This window comes from Microbispora sp. CA-135349 (assembly GCF_050947365.1).
Classification (GTDB): Bacteria; Actinomycetota; Actinomycetes; order Streptosporangiales; family Streptosporangiaceae; genus Microbispora.
This window is the reverse complement of sequence record NZ_CP192001.1, coordinates 5,044,753-5,063,818: the sequence shown is the minus strand read 5'-3', so window position 1 is coordinate 5,063,818 and position 19,066 is coordinate 5,044,753. Positions and strand designations below refer to the sequence as shown.

Genomic DNA, 19,066 nt, shown 5'->3' with positions numbered 1-19,066 from the left:
TTACGTATCCGACACAGGGACGCTACGCCATCGGCGGCGGTGCTCGGTGCGGCACTTCAGAGATAGAGGCCGATGGGCGGAGCGGCCTCGCCGGCGGTGCCCGGGCGGCCGTCCCGCAGGGCGAACAGCTCGGCCAGCGTCATCCCGCCGGGGCTCACGCCGTCCGTCCGGCCCAGCCACCCGGCCGCCTGGTCCGGCTCGAAGCGGCCGACCTCGATCTGCGCCAGGCATCGTCCGGGCCGTACGACCGCCGGGTGGAGCCTGCTGAGGTCCTCGTTGGTCGTGATGGCCACGAGCACGTCCCTGCCCTGGCCGAGCAGCCCGTCCGTCAGGTTGAGCAGGCGCGACAGGCCCTGGCCCGTCGACTGCTTGGCCTCGGCGCGGATCAGCTCGTCGCAGTCCTCCAGCACCAGCAGCCGCCAGCGCGGCTCGTCGTCCTCGTCCGGGCCGTCCCAGCCGACGGCGACGTCCATGAGATAGCCGGGGTCGTTGAACAGCAGTTCGGGATCGAGCACGCAGTCGACCTGGCACCAGGGCGCCCACTCGCGCGCGAGCGTGCGCAGCAGCGTGGTCTTGCCGGTGCCGGGCGGGCCGTGCAGGAGGACCAGCCGGCCCGTCACATCGGCCGCGGTGGTCGCCATGAGGGCGTCCAGGCGGCGGGAGGCGGCCGTGGGGTAGTTCCGCCTGACCTCCTGCCAGGAGGAGGTCGTGATGGGCTTGGCGGAGCGGTGCGGGCCGTGGCTCGACCGCCACCAGAAGCCCATCCGGACGTGGTCGGCGTCGGGCGCGGCCTCCGCCGCGTTCCTGGTCGCCTGTTCCAGAACGGAGCCGGCCAGTTCCTCGCTCACGGCCGTGGCGGTGAGCGTGGCCGACCTGTTCATGTTGCGGACCACGCGCAGGGTCCACCCCTCGCCCGCGATCAGCCGGGTCTCGTACCCGTCGGTGTGCTGGGCGACGCGCAGCAGCCGGCCGCCCTCGGCGGTCAGCGGGGCGTCGGCGCGCACCCGGGTGAGGCTGGTGGTGCGGGACCAGGGCTGCTCTCCGTTCGCGAACGGAGACAGCGCCAGGGCGTCGATCACGTCGGCGGGGCTGTCGGCGTCGTCGAGCCAGATCCGCATGGGTACGGGCGGCCGCGGGGACGGGGGCGTGGAGTGAGGAGAAAAGTCGACCCCCTTGATAACGGACATATGGCCATGATCTCGGCGTTTGTGTCGCGCTGTCGATTGGATTTATGGCCCTATTCAGTTTGCTTGCCGTTTAAGCGGTTTGATCTGGGCAAAAAGCAGTACGTGCTGGGGCGTTACCGCTACGCTCGGTATCCAGTCGTCGTCAACGGAGAGCACTGTGGCCATCGATCTCGTGTCCCGCGCTGAATGGGGCGCGCGTCCTCCCAGGGGCTCGTACTCGTCGCTGACCTCCACCCGGGGGGTGAAGGTCCACTACACCGGCGGCCGGGTGGATCCCGGCATCGTCGACGACCACGCCAAGTGCGTGGCCATGGTGAAGTCGATCCAGAGCTTCCACATCGACGGCAACGGCTGGATCGATATCGGCTACTCCATGGTGGCGTGTCCGCATCGGAGGGTTTTCGTCGGGCGCGGGCCGGGACACCTGCCGGCCGCCAACGGCCCGGGCCTGAACTCCGGCCACTACGCCGTGCTCGGTCTCGTCGGCAACGCCGGGCTGGTCCAGCCGACCGACGGCATCCTGCACGCGATCCTGGACGCGGTGGAGTACCTGCGCGCCAAGGGGGGTGCGGGCAAGGAGATCAAGGGCCACCGCGACGGCTACTCGACCGACTGCCCCGGCGACCCGTTGTACGCCTGGATCAAGAGGGGTGCGCCGCGTCCCGGGACCACCCAGCCGGAGCCCGGGCCGGAGCCGTCGCAGGAGTGGCCCGGCCGTCTGCTCAAGTATCCGCCGGTGATGCGCGGCGACGACGTGCGCGCCTGGCAGGCCCGGATGAAGGAACTCGGCTACGACATCGTCGTCGACGGTGCGTACGGGCCGGACTCCCAGGAGGTGTGCCGCAGGTTCCAGAAGGACAGGCGCCTCGAGGTGGACGGCGTCGTCGGTCCCGACACCTGGAACGCCGCCTTCGCGGGGAAGTAGCCCCTCGGGCGGCGTTGTCCACAGACCGGGACCCCGGGGCTCCCGGAACCGGGCCGATGCCCTTAGCATCCGGTTCATGACGGTGCCGCCTGTTGAACAGGACGATCTCGCTGATCCCGCGGCGGAGTTTCCGCAGGCCACGCGGAAACAGTGGCGTGCGCTCGCGGCCGAGGTGCTGCGCAGATCCGGCTGGGACGGTTCGCCGGACGAGGCCGAGGCCGCCCTGACCACCACGACCTACGACGGTGTGACGGTCGCCTCGCTGTACGACGCCGGCGACCTGCCCGGCGCGTCGCCCGCGGTTCGTACGGTGCGCGGTCCGGGCCCGTGGGACCTGCGCCAGCGGCACGCCGACCCCGATCCGGCCGTGACCAGGGAGGCGATCCACGCCGACCTGGAGAACGGCGTCACGTCCCTGTGGCTCGATTTGAACGCGATCGAACCGGCCGCGCTGCCGGTCGTGCTGGACGGCGTGCTGCTCGATCTCGCCCCGGTCGTCCTCGACGCCGGCCCGCGTACGGCCGAGGCGGCGGAGGCGTTCCTGCGCCTGGCCGGCACGACGGCCGGGGGTGCGGCGCTGCCCGGGGGCAACCTGGGCGCCGACCCGATCGGGCTGGCCGCCCGCACCGGCGCGACCGTGGACACCGGCGCCGCCGGTCTGGATGGGGCCGTGGCGCTCGCCCGCCGCTGCGCCGCGGATCACCCCGGGCTGAGGGCGATCACCGTCGACGCGCTGCCGTACCACGACGCGGGCGGCGCCGACGCCGAGGAGCTCGGCTGCTCGGTGGCGACCGGTGTCGCCTACCTGCGGGCGCTGACCGGCGCGGGCCTGACGCTCGAGCAGGCGTTCGGGCAGCTCGAGTTCCGGTACGCCGCGACCGCCGACCAGTTCCTCACCATCGCCAAGCTGCGGGCCGCCCGGCGGCTGTGGACGCGGGTCGCCGAGGTCACGGGCGTCGCGGACGGGGCCGGCAGGCAGCTCCAGCACGCGGTCACCTCCTCGGCGATGATGACGGTCCGGGACCCCTGGGTGAACATGCTGCGCACGACCGTGGCCTGCTTCGCGGCCGGGGTGGGCGGGGCGGACGCGGTGACCGTCCAGCCGTTCGACGCCTGCCTCGGGCTGCCCGACGCGTTCGCCCGGCGCATCGCCCGCAACACGCAGTCGCTGCTGGTGGAGGAGGCCGACGTCGCCCGTGTCGCCGACCCGGCCGGCGGCTCGTGGTACGTGGAACGGCTCACCGACGACCTCGCCGGCCGGGCGTGGGAGTGGTTCCGGGAGATCGAGCGGGCCGGTGGCATGGCGGCCGCGCTGGAACGGCTGGTCCCCGAGCGGCTGGCGGCGACCAGGGCCAGGCGCGCGGACAACCTCGCGCACCGGCGCGACCCCATCACCGGGGTGAGCGAGTTCCCCGACCCGCAGGAGAGGCCGCTGTCCCGGCGGCCCGGCCCCGGGCTCGCGGTGACATCGGGAGGTGTGCCCGGCGGGGGGCTGCCGGTGATGCGCTACGCCGAGGAGTTCGAGGCGCTGCGCGACCTCGCCGACGCCCAGCCGAGCAGGCCCACGGTGTTCCTCGCCACGATCGGGCCGGTCGCCGCGCACACCGCGCGGGCGGCGTTCGCCGCCAACCTGTTCGCGGCGGGCGGCGTCGCGACCGTCACCAGCGGCCCGGGCACCGACCCGGCCGCGATCGCCCAGGCCTTCCGCGACTGCGGCACCCCCGTCGCCTGCCTGTGCTCCTCCGACCGGTTGTACGGCGAGCACGCGGCGGCGGTCGCCGCGGCGCTGCGGGAGGCCGGGGCGCGCAGGGTCTGGCTGGCCGGAAAGGGGGAGTATGAGGGGGTGGACGCCACTCTTTACGCCGGTTGCGACGCGCTCGGTGTGCTCCGCACGACGTTCGATGAGCTGGGAGTGAGCCGATGATTCCCGATTTCTCCGAAATCGACCTGGGGTCGGGAGCCGCGGCGGCGGGCACTCCCGGCGGTCCGGTCGGGGAGACTCCTGTGTGGGAGACGCCGGAGGGCATCGCGGTCAAGCCGTTCTACACGGCGGCCGACCTGGAGGACGTCCCGTCCCCGCAGACGTACCCCGGCATCGCGCCCTTCCTGCGCGGGCCGTACCCGACGATGTACGTCACCCGGCCGTGGACCATCCGGCAGTACGCCGGGTTCTCCACGGCGGAGGAGTCCAACGCGTTCTACCGGCGGAACCTGGCGGCGGGGCAGAAGGGCCTGTCGGTCGCCTTCGACCTCGCGACCCACCGGGGCTACGACTCCGACCATCCCCGGGTCGCCGGCGACGTGGGCATGGCGGGCGTGGCGATCGACTCGATCTACGACATGCGGCAGCTGTTCGACGGGATCCCTCTCGACCGGATGAGCGTGTCGATGACCATGAACGGCGCGGTGCTGCCGATCCTGGCGCTCTACATCGTCGCGGCCGAGGAACAGGGGGTCACGCCGGACAAGCTGGCGGGGACCATCCAGAACGACATCCTCAAGGAGTTCATGGTCCGCAACACCTACATCTATCCGCCGGGTCCCTCGATGCGGATCATCTCCGACATCTTCGCGTACACCTCGGCGAGGATGCCGAAGTTCAACTCCATCTCGATCTCCGGCTATCACATCCAGGAGGCCGGGGCGACCTGCGACCTGGAGCTGGCGTACACGCTGGCCGACGGGCTGGAGTACCTGCGGGCCGGGGTCGGGGCCGGGCTCGGCATCGACGCGTTCGCGCCGCGCCTGTCGTTCTTCTGGTGCATCGGCATGAACTTCTTCATGGAGGTCGCCAAGCTCCGCGCCGCCCGGCTGTTGTGGGCCCGCCTCGTGAAGGGCTTCGGTCCGGAGAACCCCAAGTCGCTGTCGCTGCGCACGCACAGTCAGACCTCGGGATGGTCGCTGACCGCGCAGGACGTGTTCAACAACGTCGTACGGACCTGCGTGGAGGCGATGGCGGCCACCCAGGGGCACACGCAGTCGCTGCACACCAACGCCCTGGACGAGGCGCTCGCGCTGCCGACCGACTTCTCGGCGCGGATCGCCCGCAACACGCAGCTGCTGCTCCAGCAGGAGTCGGGCACCTGCCGGGTGATCGACCCGTGGGGCGGCTCCTACTACGTCGAGCGGCTGACCCGGGAGCTGGCACGGGCGGCCTGGGGGCACATCCAGGAGGTCGAGCGGGCCGGCGGCATGGCTCAGGCCATCGACCAGGGGCTGCCCAAGATGCGCATCGAGGAGGCCGCGGCCCGCACCCAGGCCCGCATCGACTCCGGCAGGCAGCCGGTGATCGGCGTCAACAAGTACCGCCCCGAGGCCGACGAGCCGATCGAGGTGCTCAAGGTCGACAACACGGCCGTGCGCAACCGGCAGATCGACAAGCTCCGCAGGCTGCGCGAGGAGCGCTCGGCCGACGCCGTGGCCGGGGCGCTGGAGGCGCTGACCAAGGGCGCCGCGGCAGACGACAACCTGCTGGAGCTCGCGGTGAAGGCGGCCAGGGCCAAGGCGACGGTCGGGGAGATCTCCGACGCGCTGGAGAAGGTCTTCGGACGGCACGCCGCGCAGATCCGTACGATATCGGGGGTGTACCGCGCGGAGGTGGGCGACGCCGCCGACCGGGTCCGGGAGGCGTGCGCGCAGTTCGAGAAGGCCGAGGGCCGCCGGCCCAGGATCCTCGTCGCGAAGATGGGCCAGGACGGCCACGACCGGGGTCAGAAGGTGATCGCGAGCGGGTTCGCCGACCTCGGTTTCGACGTCGACGTCGGCCCGCTGTTCCAGACGCCCGAGGAGGTCGCCCGGCAGGCCGTCGAGGCCGACGTGCACGTCGTCGGGGTCTCCTCGCTCGCGGCCGGGCACCTGACGCTGGTGCCCGCGCTGCGGCGGGCGCTCGCCGGCCTCGGCGCGGAGGACATCATGATCGTGGTCGGCGGCGTGATCCCGCCGGGAGACGCCGAGGAGTTGCGGGCCGCGGGCGCCTCGGCGATCTTCCTGCCCGGCACGGTGATCGCCGACGCCGCCCTGGAACTGCTGCGCGAGCTGTCCGGCCGGCTGGGTCATCAGTGATCGCGTCGACGCTCGAGGACTACGTCAAGGGCGTGCTGTCGGGCGACCGGCGGTGGACCGCACGGGCGATCACCCTGGTGGAGTCGACCAGGGCGGATCACCGGGAGACGGCGCAGCGGCTGCTGGTCGAGCTCACCCCGCACGCCGGCAGGGCGCGCAGGGTGGGCGTGTCCGGGGTGCCGGGAGTCGGCAAGTCCACCTTCATCGAGGCGCTCGGCACCCATCTCACCGGCGAGGGGCACCGGGTGGCCGTGCTGGCGGTCGACCCCTCGTCGCGGCGCTCCGGCGGCAGCATCCTCGGGGACAAGACCCGGATGGCCCGGCTGTCGGCCGACCCGAACGCCTTCATCCGGCCGTCTCCCACGGCCGGGACGCTCGGCGGCGTGGCGAAGGCCACCCGCGAGGCCGTCGTCGTGGTGGAGGCGGCGGGATACGACATCGTCCTCGTCGAGACGGTCGGGGTCGGCCAGTCGGAGACCGCGGTCGCCGACATGGTCGACACGTTCCTCCTGCTCACCCTCGCCCGTACGGGAGACCAGCTCCAGGGGATCAAGAAAGGCGTGCTGGAGCTGGCCGACGTCATCGCGGTCAACAAGGCCGACGGCGAGTACGAGACGGCCGCGCGCAAGGCGGCGCGCGAGCTGTCCGGGGCGCTGCGGCTGCTGCGCGCGGCCACGCCGGTGCTGACCTGCAGCGGCCTGACCGGCGCCGGCCTGGAGGAGCTGTGGCGTCACATCGTGCGCCATCAGGAGGGCGCCGATCTCGCCGCCAGGCGCAGCCGCCAGCAGGTCGAGTGGACGTGGGCGCTGGTGCGGGACCGGCTGCTGGCCATGCTCCGCGACACGACGTCGGGTATCGCCCCCGAGATCGAACGGCAGGTCCTCGACGGCACCCTCACTCCGTCGCTGGCCGCCGACCGCATCCTGGCGGCCTTCCTGCCCACCGGCGGCAAGCATGACACGCGGGAGATCACCTTTCCTCCCGGGTGAGAAAGATCGCTACCCCTGTGACCGGGAATGCACTGTTGCACGTTTTCCCGGGCCGGAACCGTGCCACGATGTGGCCGCTTCGATTACGGGGAGGTGCGATGAACCACGATCCGATGATGCCGCCGCAGGTGGAGCGTGCTCTGCGGGAGTACCGCGCGTTGCTGTCGGCCCACGGAATGACCTGGGGGGAGCCGCCGCTGGGATACGTCCGGATGATGCCCTTCCTCCGGTTTCCCGAGGAGGCCGACCGGATGAGCGTCGGGCCCGACCTCGACGCGGAGTTCCGTGACACGCTGGACGGCGAGCTCCCCCGGGGCCTGGCCGCGCTGCGGCTGACCGCGGGCGGTCACAGCCTGGAACACCGTCTGGAACACCGTCTGGAACACCGTCTGGAACACCGTCTGGAACACCGTCTGGAACACGGCCAGGCCCGGCCGCTGCTGTCGCCGGGGCCGGTGCCCGTCATCCTGCTGGTCGACTCCGCGCTGCCGCATCCGGTGGAGGTGACGGCCGACGGCGTGCCGTACGGGATCGCGGCGGGCGGGGCCAAGCTCCTCGACGTGACGACCGCGACCGTCCTCACGGTGGACGGCGAGGTGGTCGACCTGTCCGGGCTGACCCGGCCCGCGCCGGCCGCGTGGCTGCGGTTGCGCGCGGGCTTTCCGTGCCGGTGGAGCGTCAGGTCGCGGGACGGCCAGGGGTGGTATCCGGAGGGCGTGCCCGAGCGGCGCGACAACGACGACATGCCGTTCTTCCACGGCGACGACATCGTGCTCGCCGTGCCCGCCGAGCCGGTCACGATCCGGGTCACGCGCGGCATGGAGTACGACGTCGTGGAGACGACGGTCGTCCCCAGGACGGGGGAGGAGACGCTGGTCGGGATCGCGCCGCAGCGGTTGTACGACGCCGCCGCCCGGGGCTGGTACGGCGCCGACCTGCACGTCCACATGAACTGGGCGGGCGACCTGGTCGCCGTCCCCGCGGAGGCGGCCGCCGCGCAGCTCGGCGAGGACCTGCACGTGCTCAACCTCGTCGCGGGAAACGTCGCGGGAGACCGGGTCTACGACCGGGAGGCGCTCCAGCACTGGGCCGGGCGCGACCTGCCGTGGTCGGACGCCGGGCACGTGGCCCGGATGGGCGTGGAGTATCGCAACGACCTGTTCGGGCACGTCCACGTCTTCGGGGTGGCCGCGCCGCCCGCCGTCTATCACACGGGTTTCGGCGCCGACGCCGACTGGCCGCCCAACGCGGCGGTCTGCGGCGACCTGCGGGAGCCGCGTGCGGTGCTCGGGTACGCCCATCCCTTCCACGGCCCGGTCGCGACTCCCGAGGACGTCGTCGGCGGCGGGACCAGGAACTGCACCGGCCGCGCCCTGGTCGTGGACGCCGCGCTCGGGCTGGTCGACGGGGTGGAGGTCCTGCACTTCAGCGACCTGTCGCCCGCCCCGGGGACCGCCGAGGTCTACCGGAGGCTGGTCGGCGCCGGCAACCGGCTCGCCGCGCTCGCCGGAACCGACACCATGCTGTCGTTCACCCGCCAGGACACGGTCTCCAGCCCGCCGGGCTGGGAGCGCGTCTACGCCCGCGTGGACGGGCCGCTCAGCGCGGAGTCGTTCGCCGGGGCTGTACGGCGGGGCCGCACGTTCGCCACCACCGGCCCCTGGCTGGAGCTCACGGTGAACGGCCTGGAGCCGGGGGCCACGCTCGGCCTGGACGGCGGTGAGACGGTCGAGATCCGGGCGCGGGCCGTCGGGCCCGAGGTGGAGCACATCGAGATCAGGACCGCGGCGGGTGTGCTGGCCGAGGGACCGGGCCACGAGATCGCCGCGTCCCTTCGGGTGGCGGACGCCACCTACGTGGTCGCCGTGGCCCGCGGCGGCGCCCATCCGCGCTCCCCGCGCGGGCGGGCGTACGCCCACACCAGCCCGGTCTACCTGGACGTGCGGGGACGGCGCGTGGCCAGGGAGGAGGATCTCCGCTGGTGCCTGCGATGGCTCGACCTGCTCGACGAGGTGGTCAGGGCCAGGGCGCGCCTGCGGACCCGGGCCCAGTTGCGTGACCACCTCGACCTGATCGAGAAGGCCAGGGCGGTGTACGAGTCGCGCCTGTGACCGCAGATCTGTGACTACAGGTCGAGCGACGACCCGCCGAAGCGGTCCCGCAGGAACCGGCCCTGGTCCCTGAGCGCCTGCTCGTCCCCCTGATAGACGGCCTCCGCGATCGCCGACAACCCCGCCTCCAGCAGGCCGAGCTGGGCCATCAGCTCCTCGTGCGCGCTGCGCTCGCGCGGCCCCCGGCGGGTCAGCGCGTACGACCTCGGCAGGTTGGCGTACGCCTCCAGGCTGGTCGGCAGGTAGTCGCGGACGGCCTGGGAGACGACGTGCAGGTGGTCGGGGGCGGAGGTGAGCGCCTCCGCCCTGGCCAGCACGTCGCGCAGGATCGCGGCGAGGTCGCCGACCTTGGCCACGACGTCCTCGGGGAAGCGGGGTGGCGACACCTCGGCCACGAGAGTGTCGAGGTCGTCCCGCAGCGCCCGCGCCTCGACCTCGGCGTGCGAGATCGTCAGCCGCACCCGGGTGGGCGGGGTGAGCAGCGCCCCCACGCCGTACAGCCCGGCGACGACCACCGGCCAGAACGACCCGGCGAGGCCGAGGAAGTGCAGCCCGAGGCCGCCGAGCGCGAGAGCGGAGCCGACGATGTTCCGCGTCGAGCCGAGGTAGGCGAGGATCCGCTCACTGGTAGCCACGGATCTCCTTGAACGCCGAGGCGAGCGACGCCTGCCGGGCGTCGAACACCGCGCCGCCGGTGAGCGTGGCGACCTGGCGCATCTCGGCCACGTCGCTGTCGCCGAACAGCACCACGAATGTGGGGACCCGGGTGCCCAGGGTCCGGTAGAAGCCGGCGAAGTCCTCGTAGGAGGAGCCGTCGGTGTTCTCGCCGTCCGTCATGAGCACGATCGAGGTGAAGTCCTCCTCGCCGCCCTGGCCGCTGCGGACCGTCTCGTAGGCGCCGCGCAGGCCGTCGTAGATCGCGGTGCCGCCGTACGCCGTCAGGCCGTCGCCGTACGCCCGGATCTGGCGGAGGACCGCGGCGGGGTCGCGTTCCGGCACCGTGAACGTGCTCGCCTGCCCGGCCGTGGTGCTGAACGGCAGCAGCGTGACCGTCTCCCTGTTGCGGAACCGGGAGAACTGGCCGGAGGCCGAGGCGTCGGCGCCGGTCAGCGCGGTGAGTGCCTGTTTGAGCGCGTCGATGCGGTCGCCCTCCATAGAGCCGGAGGTGTCCAGGACGAACACCGTGCGCGACGGGCGCCGCACCTGGTTGAGGTACGCGTCGATCAGCGCGTCGGCGGCGCTGCGCCGGTTGGGGAAGGGCAGCTCCAGCAGCGGGGCGGTGCCGAACCTGGCGTCGGGCGGCACCTCGGGCACGATGGGCCGCCGCGCCGTGGTCGTCATGATCTCGCGCTGCACTCCGGGTGCGCGCAGCCAGGCCGCCAGCTTGCCGTACAAGGCCTTCTTGGGGGAGGAGGCGAGCAGTGTGAGCGGGTAGTCGGCGGTGACTACGCCGTCGCCGGGATAGACCAGCGTGAGCGGCTCCCCCGAGGCGGTGCGCAGGCCGAGCAGCACGGACTCGTAGTTGATCAGCCCGTCCACGTCGGTCCGTCGCCGGAAGGCGTCGGCGAGCCAGCCGGAGGAGCCCGCGGTGAGGGTCTGCGCGGAGAAGAACCCGATCAGCTGGGGAGTGACGGCCGTGATCTGGGCCTGGCCGAGCGCCTCGCCCGCGTCCGACAGTGCCGCCGCCACGCCGACCAGGGCGGAAAAGCCCGAGTTCGACGACGCGGGGTTCGTCATGCCGAAGGTGAAGCGGTGTTTCTGTGCGGCCTCGGCGATGTCCGTCCAGGTCGCCCGGCCGGTGTCCCAGCCGAGCTCGCGTGCCTTGGCGTGGCTGAGGCCGAGCACCACGGGTGAGACCATGATCTTGGTCTGGGTGGACAGGCGCGCGCTCGCCCCGTCGATCAGGGACAGATAGCGGTTGGAGGAGAACCAGACCGCGTCGTAGCGGCCGTCCGCGCCGCCGTTCGCCACCTGCTCGGCGCCGTCCAGGGTGCCGGTGTAGGAGAGCGACACCTTCACGCCCGCCGCGCCGGCCGCCTTGGCGAGCAACGGCTCCAGATCCTTGATCTCGCTTCCCGCGAGGACGCGCAGCACGTCCGGCCCGTCTTCCGGAGGGGCGTCTCCGCCCGGGCTCGAGCAGGCGGCCGTGAGGGCGAGTAGCAGGGCCGCGGCGGCGGTGATCGCTCTTCTCACGACCCCGCCTCGTCGGCGCGGCGGGAGCGCTCCAGATAGGCGCGGGCGTGGTCGAGCTCCACGGTCAGGGTGTCGACGGTGACGGCCATGCTCTCCACGGCCTTGGCCCTGAAGCCGTCGATCATGTCCATCGTCGAGTAGATGTTGTCGAACGCCCTGCTCAGCGCCTCCATGCTCACCGTCGTGGCGGCGGCCTGGGTCTGGATGTCTCCCGCCTGGGTGCGCAACATCTCGCTGGTCGCGAGGATCAGGTCGGAGGTGGTGGTGTTCAGCGCCGTGATCTGGTCGAGCACCAGCTTCTGGTTGGCGAGGGCCTGGGCCACCGTGACGGCCGTGCGCAGCGCCGCGATCGTCGTGGTGGTGGCCCGCTCCACCCCCTTGATCAACTCCAGGTTGTTCTTGCGCACCAGGTCCAGCGCGAGGTAGCCCTGGGCCGACACGGCGAGCTGGGTCAGCAGGTCCTGGTGCTTCTGGCGGACGCCGAACAGCGCGTCCGAGCGCAGGGCGTTCGCCTTCCCGGGGTCCGTGAGCTCGATCTGGTCGATCCGTCCCTGCAGCTCCGCGTCGAGCGCCGCCGCCAGTACGGCGTACTCCTGGAGCTTCGTCATCGACTCCCAGAGGTTCGCCTTCTCGCCCTCGATGGCGGCGTTGTCCTTGCGCAGCTCGTCCTGCCCGGACTTGAGCGCCCGGATGATGTCGTCGATGTGCTTTTGCGCGCTTCGGTACTTGGCGAAGTAGTCGCGCAGCCGGTCGCCGAACGGGATGATCCCGAGCAGCCGCCGGGTGCCGGCGGTCGCCTGTTCGGGATCGAGATCGACGATCGTGCGGCGCAACGCGACGAGCTGACCGGCGACCCGCGCCTGGCCGTCGGCGCCCTCGCCCTTGGCCGAGGCCAGCGCCGCGACCGGGCGCTTGAGCATCCGGTTGGCCACCTGGGAGGAGGCGCGGATCTCCGAGTCGCCCATCGAGGTGATGTCGTGCACCTTCCTGGTGAACTCCGGCGACCGGTGGTCGAGGGTGGTGAGCTCCTCGGCGAAGCCGGACGCCTTGCGGGCGAGTTCGGCGCCGCGCTCGCCGGGGAGCGGCAGCATGCCGGCCGCCTTCTCGACCGGCACCGCCGCCACCGGGGCGGGCGGAGTCAGCACCAGATCTTCGGACACGGGTGTCCTCTCTTCCTGGACGCTTCCTGGAACTGTGTTCCTGGGACTGTGTTCCTGGACAACGGGGGTCAGGACGACGGCTTCGCGCCGGCCAGGTAGCTGCGCTCGATGGTCGCGACGAGGTCTTCCAGCCGGTCGTAGGCGGGAGGCTCGACGACGTCGACCAGGCTCGCGGGCACCGGCACCCTGGTCGTGGCCACCAGGTCCGCGAAGACCTTGGGGTCCGCGGTGCGGAAGCCGTATCTCACGGCGAGACGGGCGAACTCGGGATCCTCCTGCAGCAGTCGCCCGACCTCCGCCGCCCGGTCCGTGAGCGGGACGAGGGTGTGCTTGCTGAGCACGGTCGGCGCGGGGTAGATCAGGCGCATGTCGGGCCGGATCGCCCCGCCGCCCGCGAACAGCCGCGCGGCGTACTGCGCCTCGTAGATCACCACCATCGGCGTCTTGCCGATCCCCAGCGCGAGGTAGTCCTCGAACGGCGCCTCGGTGGAGGACTCCGAGTAGCCCTGGTCGAGGAACAGCGGGGCGACCGTCCGCGCCACCTCGGCGACCTGCGCCCGCGAGGTCACGACGTCGTCGCCGTTGGCGACGTAGCTGGTCGCCGCGAGGTACATGGCGGCCGAGTTCGACGTACGGACGTCCGTGGTCGTGAGCAGGATCCGCTTGCGGGCGCGGTAGGAGGCATTGCCCGGCAGCGCGTCCCAGCGGGTGCCCTTCGCGACGAGGTCGAGGAACCCGCGCAGGTCGAGGACCTGGTAACCCGCGCCCGAGTCGTGGACCACGCCCGCCTTCGCGAGCACGTCCAGGATCGGCTGGAACGTCGCGACCGCCATCGGCGAGTAGAACGGCGAGTACGTACGCGTGATCTTGTGCGCCTGCCTGATCTTCTCCGCGGCCGGAACGCTGGAGGGAAAGGCGAAGTCGTACGGGTGCAGGTCCACCGTGGTCGCGATTTCGCGGGATCCCGCGGTGTCGACCTCGACCCGTAGTCCGTGCCTGGCGAACGCCGTCCTGACCGCGGGATCGTCGAAGAAGGGCTTCTTCTCCGAACCGATCACACCTCGGACCGTGGTGAGCGTCCGCTGCTCACCGCCGCCTCCGCCGTTGCCCAGCACCAGGGCGAGGATGACGGCGACGCCCAGCACCAGGGCCAGCCCGACCCCGATCCAACGCTTCATTCATGCTTTCCTTCGCCCCGTGGTTCTGATCCCCGTATTCCGGATTATGGGAGATATGAGGAATGTGCGAGCGAGAGGAGAAAGGTGCGGCCGAGAATTCAGAGAATGTTCATTGTGAAGTAATAAACGGGATTTGATGCCAAGAATGCCGATATATCACCTTTTGGTGATGGACCGCATCAGCGGTACCGCCGGGTGGCGCCCAGGTAGGGCAGGCACAGCAGGGCCAGTCCCGCGGAGACGGCGAGCGCCACGGACGGGCCGACCGGGAGCAGGACGCCGCCCAGCGCCGTGCCGAGGCCGATCCCGGCGTACAGGGCCGAGGCGTTCAGGCCGACGACCACGGCGGTCTCCCGGGGCGCCGCGTTGATCAGCCGGACCTGCTGCGCCGGGGTCTGGAACCAGGTCCCCGCGCCCCAGGCGATCATCAGCGTGGCCGTCAGCGGCAGCCAGTGCGTGCCCGCCCCGGCCGCCCAGGCGGCGACGGCCAGTGTCACGGTCAGCACGGCGAACCCGGCGGCCTGCACGGGGACGGGCCCGTGCCGGTCCACCATGGCGCCCGCCACGAGGTTGCCCGCTACCGCGCCGGCGCCGTACAGGAACAGCAGCCAGGTCTCCGCCGACGCTCCGGCCCCGAGCGCACGCATCACGGGAACGGCGAAGGCGTAGAGCCCGTAGCCGGCGGCAAGCCCGAGCACGGTCAGCGGCAGCACCGCGACCACCCCCGGCCGCCGCAGGGCCGCCAGCCGTTCCCCCAGTGGGATGCGCGGGCCGCCCGGCAGGGCCGGCATCGCGGCGCGCACTCCTGCCGCGCAGACCGCGCACAGCACCGCGACCAGACCGAGCGTCGCCCGCCAGTCGAGGATCTTCCCGGCCAGGTTGCCCAGGGGCACACCGAGGGCGGTGGCGACGGTCAGGCCGCCGACCACAACGGCCAGCGCCCGGGCGCGCTGCGCGGGCGCGACCAGCGACGCGGCCACCGCGCCCGCGTTCGGGGTGAACGCGGCGGCGCCGGACGCGGCCAGCACGCGCGTGATCATCAGCACGGTGAAGTCCGGCGCCAGGGCCGAGGCGAGGTTGGCCAGGGCGAGCACGGTCAGGGCGCCGACCAGCAGGGTGCGGCGGGGCATCCGGGCCAGCGTGGTGGCCAGGACGGGCGACAGCACGGCGTAGGCGATCGCGAACGCCGTCGCGGACTGCCCCGCGGTGCCCTCCGGCACGCGCAGCGAGTGGGCCATCGCGGGCAGGAACCCGGCCACCACGTACGCGTCGGTCCCGACCGCGAACGTTCCGAGGCCCAGAACGAGGGTCGACCCCAGGCCCCGCGGCGCGGCCTCGCGCCGGATAACCGGGATATCAGACGTCCCTGTTTTGTCCATGACAATGCTCCATGCCGAGGTGGGGGATCAGTCGGTCATGCGGCTGTAGTTGCGGCGGGTGCGGGCCGCGCCCGCGGGGGCCTGCTCCATCAGGTCGGCGATCGTACGGCCGGCCAGTTCGCGCCGCCACGCGAGCTCCGCCCGGCGCATGAGGCTGGAGATGCCGCAGGGCCGGTCGAATTCGGGCCCGGCGTCACGCCCGCTCACTCCGCGCTTGCGGATCTCGGCGCAGCGGAACGCGTCGAGCGGCCCCTCGACGGCGGTGACGACGTCCATCACAGTGATCCGCTCGGGTGGGCGGGCGAGCGACCAGCCGCCCCGGACGCCCGGGCTGGAGGTGAGGATTCCGGCGCGGGCGAGCGGTTGCAGCCGCTTCTTCAGGTACTCCTGCGGCAGGTCGAACCACACGGCCAGTCGGCGGATCGACACCGGGGCCTGGTCGTCGAGCCAGCCCAGGGTCACGCAGCAGTGCAGGCCCCACTCGACACCCTCGCCCATCCGCATAACCGGGACTATACACATCCCGGTTAGTGCGCGGGCGGGCGGGATCAGGCGAACAGCGTGCGGCCCCAGTAGTCGCCGCCGTCCACCACGCCGGGCGGGCAGGCGAACAGGCCGCTGGAGATGTGCTTGATGTACTCGTTCAGAGCGTCCTTCTCCGACAGCATCCGCTGGATGGGGACGAACTGCTTGCGGGGGTCGCGCTGGTAGGCCATGAAGAACAGGCCGGCGTCGAGCCGCCCGAGGCCGTCGGAACCGTCGACGTAGTTGTAGCCGCGCCGCAGCAGCCGCGCGCCGCCGTGGGCGTCGGGGTGCGCGAGCCGTACGTGCGCGTTGCCGGCGATCAGCGGCTGCCCGTCCGGGCCCTTCTTGGCGAAGTCCGGCGCGTCGAACTCCGCGCTGCCCGTGAGCGGCGCGCCCTTGCCCTTGTCGCGGCCGAAGATGGACTCCTGCTCCGACAGCGGGGCGCGGTCCCAGGTCTCGATGTGCATCCGGATCTTGCGGGTGACCAGATAGGTGCCGCCGTCCATCCAGGCCGGGCCGTCGCCGGGCGCGACCCACAGGTGGTCGCGCAGCATGGAGGTGTCCTCGAGCTTGAGGTTGTTGGTGCCGTCCTTGAACCCCATGAGGTTGCGCGGCGTGGCCTGCGCCCGGGAGGTGGAGGAGGTGCGCCCGAAACCGAGCTGGGAGTAGCGGATGGAGACCTTGCCGAAGCCGATCCGGGCGAGGTTGCGGATGGCGTGCACCGCCACCTGCGGGTCGTGCGCGCACGCCTGCACGCAGATGTCCCCGCCGGAGATCTCGGGCTTCAGGTCCTCACCGGGGAAGGCCGGCAGGTCGGCCAGGGCGGGCGGCCTGCGGTCGGCGAGGCCGAACCGCTCGTCGAACAGCGACGGGCCGAATCCGATGGTCAGCGTCAGGCCGGAGGCGGGCAGGCCGAGTGCCTCACCGGTGTCGTCCGGCGGCGCCTCGGGCGCCCCGCCCACTGCGCCGAACGTGCCGGCGTCCTTGCCCTGGGTCATCCGGGCCGCGGCGGCGGTCCACTCCTGGAGCAGCTCCACCAGCTCGGCCTTCTTCTTCGTGACGACGTCGAACGCCACGAAGTGCAGCCGGTCCTGGGCGGGGGTGGTGACGCCCGCCTGGCGGGGGCCGTAGAACGGAACGGGGTCGGAGGCGGACGCCGCGTGGGCGGCCGGCTCCTCCAGCAGGGACCGGGTGGCGACCGCCCCGGCCCCGACCGCGGCCACGCCGGCCGCGCCGAGGCCGAACAGCCGTCTGCGGCTGATCCCCGCGCCGCTCCCTGTGCTTTTCCGGGTCACCGGGCCACCACCGACGCGACCTTGCTGATCGGCTCGGCCAGCGCGTTGATCGCGTCGGACAGGGCCTTCAGATCGTCCTTGGACAGCTCGGTGTGCAGCTTCCACCCGTCGCCGTCGCGGTGCGCGGCGAGCGCGGCCTCGGCGTCGGCGAACTTCGCGTCGAGCGTCTTGGCCAGCTCGGCGTCGCGCTCCTCCAGCACCGGCCGCAGCGCCTGGACGGCGGCCTTCGAGCCCTGCAGGTTGGCGTCGAAGTCCCACAGGTCGGTGTGCGAGTAGCGGTCCTCCTCGCCGGTGATCTTGCCGGTGGCGACCTCGTCCAGCAGGCCCTTCGCGCCGTTCGCGAGCTGCACGGGGGACAGCTCCAGCGCAGTGGACTTCGTCACGATCGTGGTCACGTCGGTCATGAGCTTGTCGGCGATCTCACCGTCGCCGCCGACGTCCTTCTTGACCCACAGGTCCTTCTCGATGCGGTGGAAGCCGGTCCACTCCTCGCCGTCCGCCACGTCGTTCTCCCGGGCGTCGATGGCGGGGTCGAGGTCGCCGAAGACCTCGGCCACCGGCTCGATGCGCTCCCAGTACGTGCGGGCGACCGGGTAGAGCTCCTTGGCCTTGGCGACGTCGCCGGCCTTGACCGCCTCGGTGAACTCCTTGGTCTTGCCGAGCAGCGTGTCCGACTGGCTCTTGATGTAGCGCTTGTAGCTGGCCACGGCCTCGGCGAGCTTCGCGTCACTGGTCAGGGGCTTGCTCTCGCCGCTGACCTTGAGGGGGCCCCGGATGCCCTTGCCGGTCATGCCGGGCTTGCAGGCGGTCTCGTACATGCCCGCCGGCAGCTCCATCACGACGTCGCGGGTGAGCCCGGGGACGATGTTCTCGACCTCGCCCATGATCCGGTCACCCGCCGCGTACACGTAGAACTCCGTCACCTTCGCGCCGTTGTTCGTGATCGAGAAGGTCGAGGTGCCGGCGGCCAGTTCGGACTTCGCCACCTTGCACTCGGTGTCGGTGGCGGCCACGGCGATCTTCGCGTCGCCGGCGGCGCCCGCCCCGGCCTGTGAGCCGGAGCCGGAGTCCGTGGAGGAGCAGGCGGTGAGGCCGGCGAGTGCCAGCGCCGCGGCGGCCAGAACGGTGGGGGTGCGCATCGGTACGTCGACTCCGGTCAGGAAGCGGTCTGGGGGGACTTGGGGGCGGGGCTCGCCGGCGTCCTGGCCGCGGGCCGCAGGAAGAGGACCAGGACGGGAACCAGGTAGACGACCCATGCGACGGTCTCCAGCACGCTGGGCTGCGGGGTGATGTTGAACATCCCGCTGAGCAGCGTCGAGTACCAGGCACTGGGGTCGAGCACGCCGCTGATGTCGAAGGCGTGGGTGTTCAGGCCGGGGACCAGCCCCGACTCCTGCAGGTCGTGGACGCCGTACTTGAAGATGCCGGCGGCGACCAGGATCAGCAGCAGGCCCGTCCAGGTGAAGAACTTGGTGAGGTTGATCCGCAGGGCGCTGCGGTACAGCCCCCAGCCCATCGCGACCGCGGTGAGCAGTCCGAGCGTGATGCCGATCAGCGGGCTCGCGCTGCTGGTCGCGCCCTGAACGGCGGCGAACCACAGCAGCGCCGTCTCCAGCCCCTCGCGGGCGACCGCGAGGAACGCCACCACGACCACGGCGGTGGTCCCGAGTTCCAGGGCGGCGCCCATCTTCTGCCGCAGCTCTCCCGACATCTTGCGGGCCGCCGTGCGCATCCAGAAGACCATGAAGGTGACGAAGACGGTCGCGGCCAGAGACGTGACGGCGTCGAACATCTCCTGCTGCCGGGCGGCGAGGTGGGCCGCGGTGAAGGTCAGCAGCGCCCCGAACCCGACGGCGAGGACGACGGCGGCGCCGACGCCCACCCACACCAGGGGCAGCCGCTCCCGGCGGCCGCTCTTGACGAGAAAGGCCACCAGGATGGAGACGACGAGGGTCGCCTCCAGGCCCTCTCGAAGGCCGATGAGATAACTTGCGAACACATCGCCCTCCGGGCGGACGGTAAGCCTTACCTAAGTTAGGACAGGTTCACCTTACCGACAAGA

15 protein-coding genes are annotated in these 19,066 nt (G+C 71.8%); 5 read left to right on the top strand and 10 right to left on the bottom strand.

Annotated features, from left to right (window positions below):
* Positions 1-56: 56 nt before the first annotated feature.
* Complete coding sequence (locus tag ACQPZZ_RS23405) at positions 57-1,187, bottom strand: DUF5925 domain-containing protein (RefSeq protein ID WP_432921954.1); 1,131 nt, start codon at positions 1,185-1,187, stop codon at positions 57-59.
* Between the two features lie 157 nt (positions 1,188-1,344).
* Between ACQPZZ_RS23405 and ACQPZZ_RS23400 the strand changes: the two genes are divergently transcribed.
* The 5 genes from ACQPZZ_RS23400 (at position 1,345) to ACQPZZ_RS23380 (ending at position 9,274) form a co-directional block, all read left to right on the top strand.
* Positions 1,345-2,112 carry a peptidoglycan recognition protein family protein gene (locus tag ACQPZZ_RS23400; protein WP_432921951.1) on the top strand — a complete coding sequence of 256 codons (768 nt, stop codon included), beginning with the start codon at positions 1,345-1,347 and terminating at the stop codon, positions 2,110-2,112.
* 76 nt (positions 2,113-2,188) lie between these two features.
* A complete protein-coding gene (locus ACQPZZ_RS23395; protein ID WP_432921948.1) occupies positions 2,189-4,036 on the top strand; it encodes a methylmalonyl-CoA mutase subunit beta in 1,848 nt (615 codons plus the stop codon).
* Entirely contained in the window at positions 4,033-6,174 is a 2,142-nt protein-coding gene (scpA, locus tag ACQPZZ_RS23390; RefSeq protein ID WP_432921945.1) for a methylmalonyl-CoA mutase, read from the top strand. Before ACQPZZ_RS23395 ends, scpA begins: the two co-directional genes overlap by 4 nt.
* Positions 6,174-7,163 (top strand): methylmalonyl Co-A mutase-associated GTPase MeaB, encoded by a 990-nt coding sequence (gene meaB / locus ACQPZZ_RS23385; RefSeq protein WP_432934496.1) that lies wholly within the window; start codon positions 6,174-6,176, stop codon positions 7,161-7,163. Before scpA ends, meaB begins: the two co-directional genes overlap by 1 nt.
* A 98-nt stretch (positions 7,164-7,261) precedes the next feature.
* Positions 7,262-9,274, top strand: a complete 2,013-nt coding sequence (locus ACQPZZ_RS23380; protein WP_432921942.1) for a CehA/McbA family metallohydrolase — start codon at positions 7,262-7,264, stop codon at positions 9,272-9,274.
* A 14-nt stretch (positions 9,275-9,288) separates the two neighbouring features.
* Here the strand turns inward: ACQPZZ_RS23380 and ACQPZZ_RS23375 are convergent, their stop codons facing one another.
* From ACQPZZ_RS23375 to efeU, 9 genes are all read right to left on the bottom strand, one after another.
* The gene (locus ACQPZZ_RS23375; RefSeq protein ID WP_432921939.1) at positions 9,289-9,909 is read right to left on the bottom strand and encodes a hypothetical protein; all 621 of its coding nucleotides are present in this window, start codon (positions 9,907-9,909) and stop codon (positions 9,289-9,291) included.
* Positions 9,896-11,467 carry a VWA domain-containing protein gene (locus tag ACQPZZ_RS23370; protein ID WP_432921936.1) on the bottom strand — a complete coding sequence of 524 codons (1,572 nt, stop codon included), beginning with the start codon at positions 11,465-11,467 and terminating at the stop codon, positions 9,896-9,898. Before ACQPZZ_RS23370 ends, ACQPZZ_RS23375 begins: the two co-directional genes overlap by 14 nt.
* Positions 11,464-12,627, bottom strand: coding sequence for a toxic anion resistance protein (locus ACQPZZ_RS23365; protein ID WP_432921933.1), 1,164 nt, complete (start codon positions 12,625-12,627; stop codon positions 11,464-11,466). Before ACQPZZ_RS23365 ends, ACQPZZ_RS23370 begins: the two co-directional genes overlap by 4 nt.
* 68 nt (positions 12,628-12,695) lie before the next feature.
* Positions 12,696-13,805 carry a hypothetical protein gene (locus tag ACQPZZ_RS23360; RefSeq protein WP_432921930.1) on the bottom strand — a complete coding sequence of 370 codons (1,110 nt, stop codon included), beginning with the start codon at positions 13,803-13,805 and terminating at the stop codon, positions 12,696-12,698.
* Between the two features lie 179 nt (positions 13,806-13,984).
* Positions 13,985-15,184, bottom strand: a complete 1,200-nt coding sequence (locus tag ACQPZZ_RS23355) for an MFS transporter (RefSeq protein WP_432921927.1) — start codon at positions 15,182-15,184, stop codon at positions 13,985-13,987.
* Positions 15,185-15,211: 27 nt separating this feature from the next.
* On the bottom strand, positions 15,212-15,688 hold the full coding sequence (locus tag ACQPZZ_RS23350; protein WP_363647430.1) for an RrF2 family transcriptional regulator: 477 nt from the start codon (positions 15,686-15,688) through the stop codon (positions 15,212-15,214).
* 44 nt (positions 15,689-15,732) lie between these two features.
* Positions 15,733-17,004 (bottom strand): iron uptake transporter deferrochelatase/peroxidase subunit, encoded by a 1,272-nt coding sequence (gene efeB / locus ACQPZZ_RS23345; RefSeq protein ID WP_432921923.1) that lies wholly within the window; start codon positions 17,002-17,004, stop codon positions 15,733-15,735.
* Entirely contained in the window at positions 17,001-18,143 is a 1,143-nt protein-coding gene (efeO, locus tag ACQPZZ_RS23340) for an iron uptake system protein EfeO (protein ID WP_432921920.1), read from the bottom strand. Before efeO ends, efeB begins: the two co-directional genes overlap by 4 nt.
* A gap of 17 nt (positions 18,144-18,160) precedes the next feature.
* Positions 18,161-19,003, bottom strand: a complete 843-nt coding sequence (gene efeU / locus ACQPZZ_RS23335; protein WP_432921917.1) for an iron uptake transporter permease EfeU — start codon at positions 19,001-19,003, stop codon at positions 18,161-18,163.
* Positions 19,004-19,066: the final 63 nt, after the last annotated feature.